The sequence below is a fragment of the Enterobacter cloacae complex sp. P47BA genome (assembly GCF_014930485.1).
In the GTDB taxonomy this organism is placed as follows: domain Bacteria; phylum Pseudomonadota; class Gammaproteobacteria; order Enterobacterales; family Enterobacteriaceae; genus Enterobacter; species Enterobacter bugandensis.
Genome location: NZ_JADBRF010000004.1, coordinates 148039 through 165966 on the forward strand (window position 1 = coordinate 148039; position 17928 = coordinate 165966).

General features: G+C 62.6%; 14 protein-coding genes. 9 read left to right on the forward strand and 5 right to left on the reverse strand.

What is annotated here, in order from left to right; genetic code table 11:
• Nucleotides 1-5 precede the first annotated feature (5 nt).
• Nucleotides 6-2246, reverse strand: a complete 2241-nt coding sequence (locus tag IM299_RS06780) for a TonB-dependent siderophore receptor (RefSeq protein ID WP_193357215.1) — start codon at nucleotides 2244-2246, stop codon at nucleotides 6-8.
• A 145-nt stretch (nucleotides 2247-2391) separates the two neighbouring features.
• Between IM299_RS06780 and fes the strand changes: the two genes are divergently transcribed.
• Genes fes through entF form a run of 3 tightly spaced genes read left to right on the forward strand, consistent with a single transcriptional unit; the run spans nucleotide 2392 to nucleotide 7668 of the window.
• The gene (gene fes, locus IM299_RS06785) at nucleotides 2392-3591 is read left to right on the forward strand and encodes an enterochelin esterase (RefSeq protein ID WP_193357216.1); all 1200 of its coding nucleotides are present in this window, start codon (nucleotides 2392-2394) and stop codon (nucleotides 3589-3591) included.
• Between the two features lie 10 nt (nucleotides 3592-3601).
• A complete protein-coding gene (locus IM299_RS06790; protein ID WP_045631300.1) occupies nucleotides 3602-3814 on the forward strand; it encodes an MbtH family NRPS accessory protein in 213 nt (70 codons plus the stop codon).
• The gene (entF, locus tag IM299_RS06795) at nucleotides 3811-7668 is read left to right on the forward strand and encodes an enterobactin non-ribosomal peptide synthetase EntF (RefSeq protein ID WP_193357217.1); all 3858 of its coding nucleotides are present in this window, start codon (nucleotides 3811-3813) and stop codon (nucleotides 7666-7668) included. The genes IM299_RS06790 and entF overlap by 4 nt, the downstream gene beginning before the upstream one ends.
• Before the next feature lie 82 nt (nucleotides 7669-7750).
• Here entF and fepC read toward each other — a convergent pair whose 3' ends face one another.
• Genes fepC through fepD form a run of 3 tightly spaced genes read right to left on the reverse strand, consistent with a single transcriptional unit; the run spans nucleotide 7751 to nucleotide 10535 of the window.
• On the reverse strand, nucleotides 7751-8545 hold the full coding sequence (gene fepC / locus IM299_RS06800) for an iron-enterobactin ABC transporter ATP-binding protein (RefSeq protein ID WP_193357218.1): 795 nt from the start codon (nucleotides 8543-8545) through the stop codon (nucleotides 7751-7753).
• Complete coding sequence (gene fepG, locus IM299_RS06805; RefSeq protein WP_120266909.1) at nucleotides 8542-9531, reverse strand: iron-enterobactin ABC transporter permease; 990 nt, start codon at nucleotides 9529-9531, stop codon at nucleotides 8542-8544. Before fepG ends, fepC begins: the two co-directional genes overlap by 4 nt.
• Complete coding sequence (gene fepD, locus IM299_RS06810; RefSeq protein WP_060573678.1) at nucleotides 9531-10535, reverse strand: Fe(3+)-siderophore ABC transporter permease; 1005 nt, start codon at nucleotides 10533-10535, stop codon at nucleotides 9531-9533. The genes fepG and fepD overlap by 1 nt, the downstream gene beginning before the upstream one ends.
• A 108-nt stretch (nucleotides 10536-10643) precedes the next feature.
• On the opposite strand from fepD, the gene entS reads away from it, so the two are divergent.
• Nucleotides 10644-11891, forward strand: coding sequence for an enterobactin transporter EntS (gene entS, locus IM299_RS06815; protein WP_193357219.1), 1248 nt, complete (start codon nucleotides 10644-10646; stop codon nucleotides 11889-11891).
• 46 nt (nucleotides 11892-11937) lie between these two features.
• On the opposite strand, the gene fepB is transcribed toward entS, so the two are convergent.
• Entirely contained in the window at nucleotides 11938-12897 is a 960-nt protein-coding gene (fepB, locus tag IM299_RS06820) for a Fe2+-enterobactin ABC transporter substrate-binding protein (protein WP_193357220.1), read from the reverse strand.
• Between the two features lie 188 nt (nucleotides 12898-13085).
• On the opposite strand from fepB, the gene entC reads away from it, so the two are divergent.
• The 5 genes from entC to entH are packed head-to-tail and all read left to right on the forward strand — an operon-like array spanning nucleotide 13086 to nucleotide 17914.
• Complete coding sequence (entC, locus tag IM299_RS06825) at nucleotides 13086-14261, forward strand: isochorismate synthase EntC (RefSeq protein ID WP_193357221.1); 1176 nt, start codon at nucleotides 13086-13088, stop codon at nucleotides 14259-14261.
• Nucleotides 14262-14270: 9 nt separating this feature from the next.
• Nucleotides 14271-15881: a (2,3-dihydroxybenzoyl)adenylate synthase EntE gene (entE, locus tag IM299_RS06830; RefSeq protein WP_193357222.1), complete on the forward strand. Its 1611-nt coding sequence runs from the start codon at nucleotides 14271-14273 to the stop codon at nucleotides 15879-15881.
• Between the two features lie 10 nt (nucleotides 15882-15891).
• Entirely contained in the window at nucleotides 15892-16746 is an 855-nt protein-coding gene (locus tag IM299_RS06835) for an isochorismatase (protein WP_193357223.1), read from the forward strand.
• A complete protein-coding gene (gene entA, locus IM299_RS06840; RefSeq protein WP_041910944.1) occupies nucleotides 16746-17501 on the forward strand; it encodes a 2,3-dihydro-2,3-dihydroxybenzoate dehydrogenase EntA in 756 nt (251 codons plus the stop codon). The genes IM299_RS06835 and entA overlap by 1 nt, the downstream gene beginning before the upstream one ends.
• Nucleotides 17501-17914 carry a proofreading thioesterase EntH gene (gene entH, locus IM299_RS06845; RefSeq protein WP_028012300.1) on the forward strand — a complete coding sequence of 138 codons (414 nt, stop codon included), beginning with the start codon at nucleotides 17501-17503 and terminating at the stop codon, nucleotides 17912-17914. Before entA ends, entH begins: the two co-directional genes overlap by 1 nt.
• The last annotated feature ends 14 nt before the right edge of the window (nucleotides 17915-17928 follow it).

Consider the following 17928-nt stretch of genomic DNA (forward strand, 5'->3'; position numbering starts at 1 on the left):
CTGTATCAGAATCTTGTGTTTACGCTCATGTACCAGGTGCGACCCGGTTCATTATACGTATACGCACCCGCACCGTACATATACGCGCCGGTGGTGGCGTTCCCCGTGGTCTGGGCGTTACCCGCGCGCCACTGGCGCTTGTCGAAAACGTTGTCCACGCCGCCGGTCAGGCTGACGTTTTTCGTCATGTCCCAGGTCGCGCTCAGGCCAACGATGCTGTACGGGCTGACCTCGTCTTTCTCAGACCCGGTCACCGGCTGGCCTTTGTAGTTGTACTTCTTCGGCTGCTGCTTGCCGTACCAGGTGAAGGTCGACTGCAATGACACATCCTGGTGCACCTGCCAGCTCAGGGTTGAGTTCAGCGTGTACTCAGGAATGATCGACAGACGGTCGCCGGTCTCCTTGTTCTTGCTTTGCAGCATATAGGTGATGTTGTTGGTCCAGTTGATGGTGTCGCTGACCGGCACGTTCAGGGAGCCTTCCAGACCTTCCACCACCGCCTTCGGCACGTTTTCCCACTGGTAGATATCGGTAGTGACTTTACCGGTGGAGGTCTGGCCAATCGGCGCGTAGCCCGCCTCAATCTTGTTGCGGTAGTCGTTGCGGAACCAGGTCACGCCCGCCAGCCAGCCGTCGCGTTTCCACTCGAGGCCAATCTCTTTGTTGATGCTGGTTTCCGCTTTCAGATCGTCGTTACCCATCATGTAGCAGCCCACGCCGTCGGAACTGGCGTAGCAGCCCTGGCCTTTACTGTACAACAGGTAGTTCGGGTTAGTCTGGTACAGGCTTGGCGCTTTGTAGGCACGCGCGATGCCCATCTTCAGGGTGAAGTCATCCCCCAGACCCTGCGACAGGTTCAGGGACGGGCTCCAGTTATTGCCCACGATGGTGTGGTGATCGAAGCGCAGGGCAGGGGTCAGCATGGTGCTGTCGGTCAGCTCCATGTTGTTCTCAGCGAACAGGGAGAAGATCTCCGCTGACGTGTACGGGCTACGGTCTTCGCTCATGCCCGGGATGGTGCCACCCTGCTGGGTTTGCGAGAAGGAGGTTGAATCCTTCATGCGCTGCTGGTTCCACTCGGTGCCGAGCGTCAGGTTCTGGTTCACAATGAAATCAATCGGCAGGTTGATTTCGCTGTGCAGCATCACGTCGGCCAGATCGGTGTCGGTGAATTTATTGCTGTTGAACAGGCCTTCCGTACCGCCCGCCAGCCCTTCGCCCAGGCGGGAGTTGCGGGTGTGTTCGTACTGCGCCCAGTTGCTGGTGGTAATGCCGTTGTCCCAGCCGCCGTTCCAGGTCACGGCGAAGTTCTGGCGATAAATACGGTTCGTCTCTTTGCCGTAGTTCTTCTTCACCAGCGCGTTGTCGTTGTTGGTGTTTTGCGTGTCACCCGCATAGAGGTTGTTCTGGCGGCTGTAGCCCGCTTCAAACTCCAGCGACTGCATCGGCGCGAAGTCCCAGCGCACCACGCCGTTGATGTCTTTGTTCTCTACACCCTCGCGGCCCGCGGGCAGGGTGTTGGCGTAGGCTCCGGTACGCTCAGACTGATGGCCCTGGTTGATGTCCCATGCGTCGGCCTGAGTCTTATCCAGGTTACCAAACATGCGGAAGCTGAAGTCGCCGCCCAGCGGGCCGCTCAGGCTGAAGTTGGTGCGTTTGGTGGAACCTTCATCCTTGTGTTCAGGCGCATTCAGGTAGGTGTTCCAGGAACCGTGCCACTGGTCGTCGAATTTTTTGGTGATGATGTTCACCACGCCGCCCGCCGCGCCGTTACCGTAGCGTGCGGCGGCCGGGCCTCGAATGACCTCGATGCGCTCGATCATCTCCGGCGGTACCCAGCCGGTATCGCCGCGGGTATCACGCTCGCCGCGCCAGCCCAGGCGGATGGAGTTGCGGCTGGTGACGGGTTTGCCGTCGATCAGGATCAGGGTGTTTTCCGGGCCCATGCCGCGAATGTCGATCTGACGGTTGTTCCCGCGCTGGCCGCTGGTGGAGTTCCCGGTCAGGTTAACGCCCGGCATGGTGCGGATGATTTCCGCCACGTCTCGCGCGGGCGGGTTTTTGCGGATCTCATCGGCGGTGATGGTCGACACGCCAGGCGCCTGCAAATTCTGCTCGGCGGCGGTGATCACCATCGTGTCTTCGTGCTGCGCAGAGGCGGCGTTGTCGTCTGCCATGGCGGGCAGCGCGACGCCATAAATCCCTAAATTGACCAGCAAGGCCAGAGAGTGAATCTTCTTATTCATTGTACGTCCCGCTTTTATGGTTATTTATGAACGCGCTTCCCACAGCGCGGGCAATACGCTATTGCAAATGCAAATAGTTATCAATAATATTATCAATAAAATTTGCTCTGAAACAAAAAATATTGCTAAACATGGGGTTATAAGGGTGACGGCGTTAACAACCGGAAGTGAAGCGTGGTGGCAGTCGAAAAACGGGCCGGAATGGCAACGTCATGAGGAAAACTATCGCGTCACATTCTGGTGGCGGGACCCGGCAGGAACCCAGCAGACCTCGACGGTTAAACGCGTCTGGCTCTACGTTACCGGCGTGACCGACCACCATCAGAATGCCCGTCCGCAATCGCTTGAACGCATTCCCGATACCGACGTCTGGCAGTGGCAGGGGGAGTTCAGCCCCGAATGGCGCGGCAGCTACTGTTTTATCCCCTCCGATAACGAAAACGATTTTGCCGATGCAGTATTTGAAGGCGAGCAGCCGGACCGCATGGCGCTGCGCGAAGGCTGGCGCAAGTTGCTGCCGCACGCAATTTCAGACCCGCTGAATCCGCAGAGCTGGCGCGGCGGGCGCGGGCACGCCGTCTCGGCGCTGGAAATGCCGGAGGCGCCCGTACAGCCCGGCTGGAACCATCCCGATATGCCCTTCAACGCGCCCATTTGCATTGAGTGGGAAAGCGCACGCCTGAAAAATCGCCGTCGCGTCTGGATTTTCACCACCGGCGGGGACGACCGGGAACGCCCGCTGGCGGTGCTGCTTGACGGACAGTTCTGGGCCGAAAGCATGCCCGTCTGGCCTGCGCTGGCGTCGCTCACCGCCGAGCGCAACCTGCCACCTGCGGTCTACGTCTTAATCGATGTTATTAATATGGAGCACCGTAACCGCGAGCTGCCGTGCAATCCCGACTTCTGGCTGGCGGTGCAGGAAGAACTTCTCCCCCTTGTCCAACAACGCGCGCCGTTTAGCGACCGCGCCGACCGTACGGTGGTGGCAGGGCAAAGCTTTGGCGGTCTCTCTTCCCTTTATGCCGCACTTCACTGGCCGCAGCGTTTTGGCTGCGTGCTCAGCCAGTCCGGCTCCTACTGGTGGCCGCACCGCGGCGGGCAGCAGGACGGGCTGTTAATCGAACAACTTAAAACCGGCGAAATATCCCCTCGCGGGCTACGCATCCTTCTTGAAGCCGGGCGCAACGAGCCGCTTATCTTGCGCGCAAACCAGGCGATCCTCGCCGAACTACACACTCAGCAACCGGTTATCTGGCGTCAGGTTGACGGCGGACACGATGCGCTTTGCTGGCGCGGTGGGCTGACGCAGGGGCTGATGACCCTCTGGCAGCCGCTTATTCAATAACGGAGTCTGTATGGAATTCAGCAATCCTTTCGATAATCCGCAGGGACAGTTCGCTATTTTGCAAAACGACCAGGGGCAGTACAGCCTGTGGCCGCAGCAGTGCGAGTTGCCCGCGGGCTGGCGCGTGGTCTGCGAGCCGCACTCTCAGGAGGCGTGCCAGCAGTGGCTGGCGCAACGCTGGCAGACGCTTGAGCCGTCCTCTTTTGCGGGGGAGCGCACATGAACCGTCTTCCTCTCGTCGCCGCCCAGCCGGGTATCTGGATGGCAGAGCAGCTTTCCTCGCTGCCAAACGCCTGGAGCGTGGCGCACTACACCGAGCTGAAAGGAAATATCGACGCGCCATTGCTGGCAAAAGCCATCGCCGAGGGCATGAGGCAGGCCGATACCCTGCGCACGCGTTTCGCTGAAGATAACGGCGAGGTCTGGCAGTGGGTCGATGAGACCCTGATCCTGCCGGAGCCGTCCATCGTTCGCGTTGATTCTCACGACGCCGCCGTGGCGCTGATTGAAGCCGATCTCAGCCAGGATCTGCGCGTGGACAGCGGTCAGCCGCTCGCTTTCCATCAGCTGATTCAGGTCAGTGACAACCGCTGGTACTGGTATCAGCGCTATCACCATCTGGTGGTGGATGGCTTCAGTTTCCCGGCGATTACCCGCCAGATCGCCGCGATTTACGCTGCCTGGAAGAAAGGGGAACCCACCCCAGCCTCACCGTTTACCCCATTCGCTGATGTCGTTGACGAGTATCAGCGCTATCGCGACAGCGAGGCGTATCAGCGCGACGGTGCCTTCTGGGAGGAGGAGCGCAAACAGCTTCCTCCTCCGGTCTCGCTCTCCTCCGCGCCGCTGCCGGGACGCGCCGCCACTACCGACATCCTGCGCCTGAAAATTGCAATGGACGCTCGCGCCTTTAGCCAGCTGGCGCAGGCAGCCGGGCAGGCACAGCGCACCGATCTGGCGCTTGCGCTGGTGGCGCTGTGGCTGGGCCGCCTCACCGGACGGCTGGACTACGCCGCCGGGTTTATCTTTATGCGCCGCATGGGATCCGCCGCGCTGACCGCAACCGGCCCGGTGCTTAACGTCCTGCCGCTGGCGGTGAATATTAATCCGCTTGAGAGCCTGCCGGAGCTGGCGCTGCGCCTGGCGAACCAGCTGAAAAAGATGCGCCGACATCAGCGCTACGACGCCGAGCAGATCGTGCGCGACAGCGGGCGGGCCGCAGGAGACGAACCTTTGTTTGGGCCGGTGCTGAACGTGAAGGTATTTGATTATCAGCTGGATATTGACGGCGTGGAGGCCATCACCCACACGCTGGCGACCGGCCCGGTGAACGATCTGGAGCTGGCGCTGTTCCCGGACGAGCAGGGCGGATTAAGCATTGAGATCCTCGCCAACAGGCAGCGTTACGACGACGCGACGCTGAAGCGCCACGTTTCGCGCCTGAACGCGATGCTGACGCAGTTTGCCGCGAACCCTGACCTGCGCTGTGGCGACGTGGAAACCGTATCAGAGCAGGAATACGCCCGGCTGGCACGCATCAACGATACCGGCCTGGCGCTGCCCTCTACCACGCTGGCGGATCTGGTGGCGGAGCAGGCGAGCAAAACGCCGGACGCTCCCGCGCTGGCGGATGCCCATATTGAGCTGAACTACCGCCAGATGCGCGAGCAGGTGGTCGCGCTGGCAAACCTGCTGCGCGCGCGCGGCGTGAAGCCGGGCGACAGCGTGGCGGTGGCGCTCCCGCGCTCGGTGTTCCTGACGCTGGCGCTGCACGGCATCGTCGAGGCCGGTGCCGCGTGGCTGCCGCTGGATACCGGCTACCCGGACGACCGCCTGCGGATGATGCTGGAGGACGCGAAGCCCTCTCTGCTCATTACCACCGACGAGCAGCTCCCGCGCTTTAGCGATCTGCCAATTACTGCGTTTAGTTACAACACACTATTACCGGCCACCGATGCTGAACCTCTGCGCCTGGCGAAGCCGGAGCAGACCGCGTACATCATCTTTACCTCCGGTTCGACGGGCCGCCCGAAAGGGGTCATGGTCGGCCATACCGCCATCGTTAACCGCCTGAAGTGGATGCAGGATCATTATCCGCTGGCGGCGCATGACGTGGTGGCGCAGAAAACGCCGTGCAGCTTTGACGTGTCGGTGTGGGAGTTCTGGTGGCCGTTTATCGCCGGGGCGAAGCTGGTGATGGCCGAGCCGGACGCGCACCGCGATCCGCAGGCGATGCAGAGCTTCTTCGCAGAATATGGCGTAACCACCACCCACTTCGTGCCGTCGATGCTGGCGGCGTTCGTCGCCTCGCTGACGCCGGAAAACGTCGACTGTTGCAGGACGCTGAAACAGGTGTTCTGTAGCGGCGAGGCGCTGCCAACGGCGCTGTGCCGCGAGTGGGAGCAGCTCACTCATGTACCGCTGCACAACCTCTACGGCCCAACTGAAGCGGCGGTGGACGTGAGCTGGTATCCGGCGTACGGCCCGGAGCTGGCGGCAGTGGAGGGCAACAGCGTGCCGATCGGCTTCCCGGTGTGGAATACGGGGCTGCGCATTCTGGACGCGATGATGCGCCCGGTGCCGTTCGGCGTGGCGGGCGATCTGTATCTCACCGGCATTCAGCTGGCACAGGGGTATCTGGGACGTCCCGACCTCACTGCCAGCCGCTTTATTGCCGATCCGTTTGCCCCAGGCGAGCGGATGTATCGCACCGGAGACGTCGCCCGCTGGCTGGACAACGGGGCGGTGGAATATCTGGGCCGCAGCGATGACCAGCTGAAAATCCGCGGTCAGCGCATTGAGCTGGGCGAAATCGACCGGGCGATGCTGTCATTGCCTGACGTGACCCAGGCCGTAGCGCACGCGTGCGTGTTCAACCAGGCTGCGGCAACGGGCGGCGATGCCCGCCAACTGGTGGGGTACGTGGTTTCTGAATCCGGTTTACCGCTGGATCGCGACGCGCTGCTGGACTCGCTCAGGGCACAGCTGCCGCCGCATATGGTGCCGGTGGTGCTGCTGCAAATCAGCGCGTTGCCGCTGAGCGCCAACGGCAAGCTGGATCGCAAGGCGCTGCCGCTGCCGGAGCTGACCAGTAAAACCTCCGGTCGCGCACCCGAGACGCAAACCGAAGCCGCCGTGGCGCAGGCGTTTTCTGCGCTGCTGGGCTGCGAAGTGAACGATATCGATGCCGACTTCTTTGCCCTCGGCGGCCATTCACTGCTGGCGATGCGCCTCGCGGCTCAACTCGGCCGTGCGTTCAGCCGCAAGGTCACGCCGGGGCAGATTATGGTCGCCTCGACGGTCGGCAAGCTCAGCGCGCTGCTGGACTCGCAGATGAGCGACGAACAGGCGCAGCGTCTGGGGTATGAAACCCTTTTGCCGCTGCGTGAAAGCAACGGTCCGACGCTGTTCTGCTTCCATCCGGCGTCCGGCTTTGCCTGGCAGTTCAGCGTGCTGGCGCGCTACCTCAGCCCGCGCTGGGCAATAACCGGTATTCAGTCTCCCCGACCTGAGGGGCCGATGCAGCAGTGTGCGGATCTGGATGGAGTCATTGAGCACCATCTGAATACGTTGCGCGTACAACAGCCGAAGGGCCCATATTATCTGTTCGGCTATTCCCTCGGCGGTACGCTGGCGCAGGGTATTGCGGCCCGCCTGCGCGAGCAGGGTGAAGAGGTGGCCTTCCTCGGCCTGCTGGATACCTGGCCGCCGGAAACGCAAAACTGGGCGGAGAAAGAGGCAAACGGCCTTGACCCGGAAGTGCTGGCGGAGATCGAGCGCGAGCGTCAGGCGTTTATCGCCGCCCAGCAGGGACAGGGCTCCAGCGAATTGTTTAACACCATTGAAGGCAACTACGCGGACGCGGTGCGGTTGCTCACCACCGCGCACAGTTCACGCTTTGACGGTAAGGCGACGCTGTTTGTTGCCGAACGCACGCGAACGATGGATCCGCATACGGCCTGGGCGCCGTGGGTGGGCGAGCTGGAGGTCTACAGCCAGGACTGCGCCCACGTGGATATCATTTCACCGCAGGCGTTTGAAAAGATTGGGCCGGTACTGAAGGAAATTTTAGGATAGTGCAAATGCCCGGTGGCGCTGTGCTTACCGGGCCTACGGGAGCTGAATGTAGGCCGGGTAAGGCGTAGCCGCCACCCGGCAATTACCGCCGACCCAACGGCACCACCAGCGGCGTACCCGCCACCGGATCGTCAATAATCATGCAGCGCATGCTGTAGATCCGCTCGATCAGCTCTGGCGTCACAATCTCCTTCGGCGCGCCCTGCGCCACAATCTCGCCGTCGCGCAAGGCAATCAGATGCGTGGCGTAGCGGCAAGCCTGATTTAAATCATGCAGCACCGCCGCCAGGGTATATCCCTGCGTGCGGTTCAGCTCGCTCAGCAGCTCCAGCAGGTCAATCTGATGGCTGATGTCCAGCCAGGTCGTCGGCTCGTCCAGCAGCATAATGGCGGTTTCCTGCGCCAGCACCATCGCGATCCACGCCCGCTGTCGCTGTCCGCCAGAGAGGGTATCCACGCTTTGCTGAGCCAGATCGGTGATGCCCGTTGCCTCCATCGCGCGCTTCACGGCCTCGTCGTCCTCTTTGCGCCAGCGGGTAAACAGCGGCTGGTGTGGGTAGCGTCCGCGCGAGACCAGCTCCTGCACCGTGATATCTCCCGGCGTGGTGGCGTTTTGCGCCAGCAGCCCGATGCGCCTGGCCACCTCTTTGCTGGCGAAGCGCTGGATCTGCTCGCCGTCGAGGAATACGCTGCCCTCTGACGGCGACATCAGGCGGCTCAGAGTGCGCAGCAGGGTTGATTTGCCGCAGCCGTTCGGACCGATAATCGCGGTGAAGTGACCGTCCGGAATGGCGACGGTTAAATCACGGGCAATGATTTTTTTGCCATAGCCGAGGGTCAAGTTTTCGCCGCGCAAGCGGGTTGTTGAATCTGTCATTTCTTGCGTGACTCCTGAACGAGCAAGACGATGAGGTAAATCCCGCCGAGGCTGACGGTCACTACGCCCACCGGAAGTTGATAAGGCATAAACAGCCGCTGGGCGCAGAGGTCGGCGGCCAGCAGCAGCATCGCACCGCACAGGGCAGCCTGGGTCAAGCCCCAGCGCGCGGTGCCGCTAAGACGCCGCGCGATATGCGGCGCGACAAGGGCAATAAACGAGATCGGCCCGGCAATCGCGGTGGACGCAGCGGTCAGCAATACCGCCACCAGCATCAGCATCAGGCGCGAGCGCTCAACGCTCACGCCCAGCGCGCAGGCGCTGTCGTCGCCCATCTCCAGCAGCCGCATCCGGCGTACCAGCAGCAGGGCGCCGATAAACATCAGCAAAATCAGCGGCGCGGCGGGCCAGGTTTTGCCCCACGTCAGGCCGTTGAGGGAGCCTGCGTACCACAGCCCGGCGGAGAGCGCGGTTTCCAGAGACGCCTGCAACAAAAGCCAGGTGTTAAACGCCATCAGCATCGCGCGGATGCCGATCCCGATAATGATCAGCCGGAAGGTGTCAATGCCATTGCGCCAGGCCAGGGCCCAGATAAGCAGCGAGGTCAGAATGCCGCCCGCCATCGCCGTAAAGGTAATGGCCGTCAGATGTTGCCCGAACAGCACCATCGCCACCAGCACGCCGCTCCACGCGCCGGTATTCAGGCCCATCACGTCCGGGCTGCCGAGGGGGTTACGCATCAGCGACTGGAAAATCGCGCCGCTGACGCCGAGCGCCGCGCCTACCAGGATCGCCATCGCCACGCGCGGCAGTCGCCATTCGGTGACCACCATGGTGATGTTACGCGGCGCGCTGCCGGTGAGGGCGTGAAAGACCTGCGCGAAATCAAGCGTTACGGCACCGCTTTGCAGGCTCCAGACCGCCAGCAGAGTAATGGCGATAGCCAGCAGGAAGACGCTGGTGAGTAAACGACGGGAAGGAGCCATCATGCGCCACCTCCGCGTCTGCGACGTACCAGGAAGATCAGCACCGGCGCGCCGATAAACGCGCTCACCACCGAGACGCGCAGCTCGCCGGGCACCAGCAGGCGGCCCAGCACGTCGGCAAACAGCAGCAGGGCAGGGGTCGCCAGCAGCGTGACCGGCAGCGACCAGCGGTGGTCCGACCCCACCAGCCAGCGCGCCATGTGCGGCATCATCAGGCCGATAAAGGCGATCGGACCGACCACGGCGGTTGCGCTGCCGCTTAGCACGGTGATAGCGAGCAGGCCAGTCAGCTGCGTGCGCGCCACGCGGTTGCCGAGGGCGGTCGCGGTGTCGCTGCCGAGGCTCAGGCTGTTCAGCGACCGGCTTAAACACAGCGCCACGACGGCGGCGATAATGACCGGGATTGCCACCACGTTTAAGGTTTCAAGGGTGCGGATATCCAGCGAGCCGGCCTGCCAGAAGCGCAGCTGGTCATACACGTCCGGGTTGAGCAGGGCGATGCCGCTGGACATGCCTTCCAGCACCGCCGCGAGCGCTACGCCCGCAAGCGTCAGGCGAACCGGGCTCAGTTGCCCGCCGCCCTGGCTGCCGGTAAACGCGACCACCAGCGAGGCGGCCAGCGCGCCGCAGAAGGCCATCGCCAGCTGTTCAGAGGGTGACGTCAACCCGAACAGCGCCGCGCCGAGCACGATGGCAAAGCTGGCCCCGGAGTTGACGCCAAGAATGCCGGGGTCCGCCAGCGGGTTACGGGTAAGGGTTTGCATCAGGGCACCCGCAAGGCCGAGCGCGCCACCGGCCAGCAGTCCGGCAAGAGTGCGGGGAAGGCGGGCGTCGAGCACGATGGTGCAGTCCGCGCTCTGACAGGTTCCGGAGAGCGCATCAACGATAACGTAGGCGGGTAGCGGCTTCGCGCCGACCAGCAGGCTGAGTGCAATCGCAAGGATTAGCAGTAGCAATAATACGGGCACGGCAATGGCGCGCGCCGCAGAAGAGGAAAACGACATAGCAACATCCATGATTTGATAATGATAGTGATTATCGTTATCTATCTTATTTGGCTATGTTAGCATGTGCGCCCATGGAATGGGTAGAAATAGACTCAAGGCTTTGTCATGAATCAAAAATCCTGGCTGCTTAACCTCAGCCTGTTGAAAACGCACCCGGCGTATCGCGCCGTTTTTATCGCTCGCTTTATCTCCATTTTGTCCCTCGGCCTGCTCGGCGTCGCCGTGCCGGTACAGATCCAGTCTATGACGCACTCCAGCTGGCTGGTGGGGCTATCCGTCACCTTAACCGGCGGGGCGATGTTTATCGGTCTGATGGTCGGCGGCGTGCTGGCGGATCGCTACGAGCGTAAGAAGCTGATCCTGCTGGCGCGCGGCACCTGCGGGGTGGGCTTTATCGGGCTGTGTCTGAACGCCATGCTGCCGGAGCCGTCGCTGATGGCGATTTATGCCCTTGGCCTGTGGGACGGTTTTTTCGCCTCGCTCGGCGTGACGGCGCTGCTGGCGGCAACGCCCGCGCTGGTGGGCCGCGAGAACCTGATGCAGGCGGGGGCGATCACCATGCTCACCGTGCGCCTCGGCTCGGTGATTTCGCCGATGGTCGGCGGCCTGCTGCTGACTACCGGCAGCGTGGCGTGGAACTACGGGCTGGCGGCGGCGGGGACCTTTATCACCACCCTGACGTTACTGCGTCTGCCGCTCCTGCCCCCGCCGCCGCAGCCGCGCGAGCACCCGCTGAAGTCCCTGATGGCCGCGATTCGTTTTCTGTTCAGCAACCCGCTGATTGGCGGCATTGCGCTGCTCGGCGGCCTGCTGACGATGGCGAGCGCCGTGCGCGTGCTTTACCCGGCGCTGGCGGGCGAGTGGCAGATGAGCGCCTCAGAGATTGGCGTGCTGTACGCCGCCATTCCGCTCGGTGCGGCCTGCGGGGCGCTGACCAGCGGTAACCTGGCCCAAAGCGCGCGTCCGGGCTTGATTATGCTGGTGGCGACGCTGGCCTCGTTTATCGCCATCGGCTTCTTCAGCCTGATGCCGGTCTGGGCGTTGGGGGTGATGTGTCTGGTGATTTTCGGCTGGCTGAGCGCGGTCAGCTCACTTTTACAGTACACCCTGATCCAGACCCAGACGCCGGAAGGGATGCTGGGGCGTATTAACGGCCTGTGGACCGCGCAGAACGTGACGGGCGATGCGATTGGCGCGGCGATCCTCGGCGGGCTGGGGGCGATAATGACCCCGGTAGCGTCGGCGAGCAGCAGCGGGTTTGTGTTAGCGATGGTTGGCGCGATCTTACTGGTGGCGCTGGTGGAATTGCGGCGGTTCAGGCAGGAGGTCGTGTTGAACGACGGTGCGGCCTGATGCCCTCACCCCGGCCCTCTCCCACGGGGAGAGGGAGGGAAAATGCCTACTTAAACAACGCATTCAATCTGTCTATCACCAGCATCGCGCTGTAATAATCCAGGCGGAACGTCTCCGTTCCCAGCGCCCAGACGCGCTTGTTTTTCACCGACGGTAAATGCGCCAGCAGCGGGTTGGCGTAAATCGCATTCACGTCTTTCTCGTCACCGGCAAACACGAACAGCCCTTCGCCGTTCAGCCCCGTCGCCAGGTTTTCACCGCCCAGCTGGATAATGTCGTGGCGCTTGCCCTGGCTTGTTGAGGTCTGCAACCCGGCAGGCAGGTCCGCCAGCGTAAAGCCCAGCTGGTGCAGCAGCTTGCCCTGCGCCGATTCAGTGGTCCACAGGTTGGCGGAATGCGCGGCGGCGGTGTAGACGATGGCGTTCACCGGCTGCGGCGGCAGCTTCATCTGCTGTTTCACCTGCGCGAGCTGTTTATCGAACGCGGCGATGCGTTCAGCGGCCTGTTTCTCGTGCCCGGTCATCGTGCCCAGCTGGGTCAGCAGTTCCTGCCAGCTTTTGTCGTCGTAATTGATGATAAGCGTCGGGGCGATGGCGGAGAGCTGATCGTACAGCGCCAGCGCGGAATCCCCGCCGGTGGCGCTGATCAAAATCAGGTCCGGCATCTGGGCGGCCACCGCTTCGGCGCTTGGCTCGCCGATGTACAGCCGTGCAACCTTACGCTGTTTTGCAATATCCCCCCACTGACGCAGGAAACCCTGCGCGTCCGCCACGCGGTTGTTCGGCGTGGTTGCGCCGCTGGCAATGACCGGCGCGTCAATCGCCAGCAGGGAGCCGGTTAAGGTCACGCTGGTGGAGACTATGCGCGTCGGTTTGCTCTCAAGCGTATGCACGCCGCGGCTGTCGTTGACCTGGCGCGGCCAGTCGGCGGCGGTGGCTGAGGTTAGTCCTAAAACAAAAAGTCCTGTCAGAAGAAGGGCATTGCGGCAAACGGCAGCGATTTTCACAGAGCGGCATCCTGTTTTTATTGAAGATAATGCTTCTCATTTTCATGGTTGCCGGGAAGGGATGCAAGCGTTTGTCGCAGAAGTTAATGGCCCGACGGTTGACAGCGGGGCGCTGTGGGATTAGGTTAGCCGACGAAAATATAAATGATAATCATTATTGCTTCTTTTATCATTTTAAGGAGGATGATATGGACACGTCCCTGGCTGAGGAAGTTCAGCACACCGCGACCACGCTGCAATCAGACAGCTTTTTCTTTATGTCGCCTTACCGCAGTTTTACCACCTCAGGCTGTTTTGCCCGATTCTCTGAACCTGCCGTCGGCGGCGACGATCCGGCGGGGCAGTTCCAGCAGAAATTAGCCCAGGCTTTCCGGGATGCGAAAGCCAGCGGCATCGCCCATCCCGTCATGGTAGGGGCCATCCCGTTCGATACCCGCAAGCCGTCTTCGCTGTTTATTCCGCAACGCTGGGAGACGTTTTCCCGTCCCGCGCGTCAGCAGTCCGCACGCTATTTCTCCGGCGCGCAGGCGCTGAAGGTGGAACAGCGCACCGAGATCCCCGCTCAGCCCGTTTTTGAAGAGATGGTCGCGCGCGCCGCGTCGCTCACCGCCACGCCGCAGGTGAATAAGGTAGTGCTGTCGCGCCTGATTGATATCGCCACCGACAAAAAAATGGACAGCGGCGCGCTGATGGAGCGTCTGATCGCTCAGAACCCGGCGAGCTTCAACTTCCACGTGCCGCTGGAAGACGGCGGCGTGCTGCTCGGCGCCAGCCCGGAACTGCTGCTGCGCAAAGAGGGCAGGCACTTTAGCTCGCTGCCGCTGGCAGGTTCCGCGCGCCGCCAGCCGGACGACGTGCTGGATCGCGAGGCGGGCAATAAGCTGCTGGCCTCCGAAAAGGACCGCCACGAACACGACCTGGTGACCCAGGCGATGAAGGCCATTCTGGAACCGCGCAGCCATCACCTGAGCATGCCGTCTTCCCCGCAGCTCATCACCACGCCGACGCTGTGGCATCTGGCGACGCCGGTTGAAGGTGACGCGCGCGAGAACGAAAACGCCCTGACGCTGGCCTGCCTGCTGCACCCGACCCCGGCCCTGAGCGGCTTCCCGCATCAGGCGGCAAAAGAACTGATTGCCGAGCTGGAGCCGTTCGACCGCGAGCTGTTCGGCGGCATCGTCGGCTGGTGCGACAGCGAAGGCAACGGCGAGTGGGTGGTGACCATCCGCTGCGCGCGTCTTCGCGAAAATACCGTTCGCCTGTTTGCCGGCGCGGGCATTGTGCCTGCCTCCTCCCCGGTGGGCGAGTGGCGCGAGACGGGCGTGAAGCTCTCCACCATGCTTAACGTGTTTGGCCTGCACTAAGGAACGTTTATGACTATTCCCTTTACCCGCTGGCCGGAGGAATTTGCCCGCCGCTACCGTGAAAAAGGCTACTGGCAGGATCTGCCGCTGACCCACATCCTGACGGACCATGCGCAAAGCGATGCGGTCGCGATTATTGACGGCGATCGCCACATCACCTACCGCGCGTTTCATCAGGCGGTGACGAATCTGGCGTCTGCCCTCCAGGCGCAGGGGCTGCACCGCGGCGAGACCGCGCTGGTGCAGCTCGGCAACGTGGCCGAGTTTTACATCACCTTTTTCGCGCTGCTGCAGATCGGCGTCGCGCCGGTTAACGCGCTCTTTAGCCATCAGCGCAGCGAGCTGAACGCCTACGCCGCCCAGATCAAACCCGCCGTGCTGATTGCCGATCGCGAACATGCCCTGTTCGCGGGGGATGATTTTCTCAATACCTTTGTGGATGAACACCGCTCGGTTCGCGCCGTGCTGCTGCGCGGCGATAAGGGTGAACATGCGCTGGAAGCGGCGATTGCGCGCCCGGCGGACAACTTCATCCCCAACCCGACGCCCGCAGACGAGGTGGCGTTCTTCCAGCTCTCCGGCGGCAGCACCGGCACGCCGAAGCTGATCCCGCGTACGCACAACGACTACGACTACAGCATCCGCCGCAGCAATGAAATCTGCGGCATCACTGCGCACACCCGCTATCTGAACGCGCTTCCCGCGGCGCATAACTACGCCATGAGCTCGCCGGGATCGTTAGGCGTGTTCACGGCGGGCGGCTGCGTGGTGCTGGCGAACGATCCGAGCGCCACGCTCTGCTTCCCGCTGATTGAGCAGCATCAGATCAACGTGACGTCGCTGGTCCCTCCGGCGGTGAGCCTCTGGCTGCAGGCGATTGCCGACGGCGCGGGGAACGCGCAGCTGAAATCCCTCAAGCTGCTCCAGGTGGGCGGCGCACGCCTCTCCGCCACGCTCGCGGCGCGCATTCCGGCGGAAATTGGCTGCCAGCTGCAGCAGGTGTTCGGCATGGCGGAAGGGCTGGTGAACTACACCGCCCTCGACGACGCGCCGGAACGCATCATCAACACCCAGGGCCGCCCGATGTGCCCGGACGACGAAGTGTGGGTGGCGGACGAGCACGGTAACCCGCTGCCGCGCGGGGAAGTCGGGCGCCTGATGACGCGCGGCCCGTACACCTTCCGCGGCTATTTCAACAGCCCGGAGCACAACGCCAGCGTCTTTGATGCCAACGGTTTCTACTGCTCCGGCGATCTGATCGCCATCGATGAGCAGGGCTACATCACCGTGCAGGGGCGCGAGAAAGATCAGATCAACCGCGGTGGCGAAAAGATTGCCGCCGAAGAGATCGAAAACCTGCTGCTGCGCCACGAAGCGGTGATCCACGCCGCGCTGGTGAGCATGGAGGACAGCCTGCTGGGCGAAAAAAGCTGTGCGTATCTGGTGGTGAAACAGCCCCTGCGCGCGGTGGAGGTGCGTCGCTTCCTGCGCGAGCAGGGCGTTGCCGAATTCAAGCTGCCGGATCGCGTGGAGAGCGTGGATGCGCTCCCGCTCACGCCGGTCGGCAAAGTCGATAAGAAACAGTTGCGCCTGTGGCTTGCTGAACGCGCCCGGGGCTGAGGAACAGAGAATGGCCATTCCAAAATTAACCGCTTACGCGCTGCCAACCGCCGGAGAGTTGCCAACCAACAAGGTGAACTGGGCATTTGAGCCAGAGCGCGCCGCGCTGCTGATCCACGATATGCAGGAGTATTTCCTGAACTTCTGGGGCGAAAATAGCGACATGATGCAGCAGGTGGTGGCGAACATCGCTAAACTGCGCGCGTACTGCAAAGAACACAATATCCCGGTGTACTACACCGCGCAGCCGAAAGATCAGAGCGATGAAGACCGCGCCCTGCTGAACGACATGTGGGGGCCGGGCCTGACCCGCTCGCCGGAGCAGCAGCGTATCGTGGCTGAACTGGCACCGGACGAAGCGGACACCGTGCTGGTGAAGTGGCGCTACAGCGCGTTTCACCGCTCGCCGCTGGAGCAGATGCTGAAAGAGACCGGCCGCAACCAGCTGCTGATTACCGGCGTTTATGCCCATATCGGCTGCATGACCACCGCCACAGATGCCTTTATGCGCGACATCAAGCCGTTCTTTATCGCCGATGCGCTGGCGGACTTCACCCGCGACGAGCACCTGATGTCGCTGAAATACGTGGCAGGACGTTCTGGCCGCGTGGTGATGACCGATGAGCTGCTGCCGTCCGTTCCGGCAACGAAAGCCGCGCTGCGCGCGCTGATCCTGCCGCTGCTGGACGAGTCCGACGAGCCGATGGATGACGAAAACCTGATCGACTACGGTCTGGACTCGGTGCGCATGATGGCGCTGGCCGCCCGCTGGCGGAAGGTGCACGGCGACATCGACTTCGTGATGCTGGCGAAAAATCCGACCCTTGACGCCTGGTGGGCGCTGCTCTCCCGTGAGGTGAAGTGATGGCGGAGCTCGATTTTACCGGTAAAACGGTTTGGGTAACGGGCGCGGGTAAAGGTATTGGCTATGCGACCGCGCTGGCCTTTGTGGAGGCGGGCGCGCGGGTGACCGGGTTCGATCTGGCCTTCCCGCAGGACGATTATCCGTTTGCCACCGAAACGCTGGACGTGGCGGACGCGGCGCAGGTGGGCGACGTCTGCGGGCGTTTACTCGGCACCCTTGAGCGCCTCGACGTGCTGGTTAACGCGGCGGGCATTCTGCGCATGGGCGCGACGGACGAGCTTTCGCAGGAGGACTGGCAGCAAACCTTTACGGTTAACGTCGGCGGCGCGTTCAACCTGTTCCAGCAGACGATGGGCCAGTTCCGCCGTCAGCAGGGCGGGGCGATAGTGACCGTAGCTTCCGACGCGGCGCATACCCCGCGCATCGGGATGAGCGCCTACGGCGCGTCGAAGGCGGCGCTGAAAAGCCTGGCGCTGACCGTCGGGCTGGAGCTGGCGGGCAGCGGCGTGCGCTGTAACCTGGTGTCGCCGGGCTCAACGGACACCGACATGCAGCGCACCCTGTGGAAAAGCGACGATGCGGAGCAGCAGCGCATTCGCGGCTTTGGCGAGCAGTTCAAGCTCGGCATTCCGCTCGGCAAAATTGCCCGTCCGCGGGAAATTGCCGCCACCGTGCTGTTCCTTGCGTCCGATGCCGCCAGCCATATTACCCTGCAGGATATCGTGGTGGACGGCGGCTCCACGCTGGGGGCGTAATGATCTGGAAACGTCATTTATCGCTTGAAGAACTGAACGCCACCAGCGTGAACACCCTGGTGGCGCATCTGGGCATCGTCTATACCCGCCTCGGGGACGACACGCTGGAAGCGGAGATGCCGGTGGATGCCCGTACCCATCAGCCGTTTGGCCTGCTGCACGGCGGCGCCTCGGCGGCGCTGGCGGAAACGCTGGGCTCAATGGCCGGTTTTCTGATGACCCGCGACGGGCAGAGCGTGGTCGGCACTGAGCTGAACGCCACGCACCACCGCGCGGTCTCTCACGGTAAGGTGCGCGGCGTGTGTCAGCCGCTGCATCTGGGGCGTTCGAGCCAGAGCTGGGAGATCGTGGTATTCGACGAGCAGGGGCGGCGGTGCTGTACCTGTCGGTTGAGCACGATGGTGCTGGGGTAGGCCATTCAGCTGAA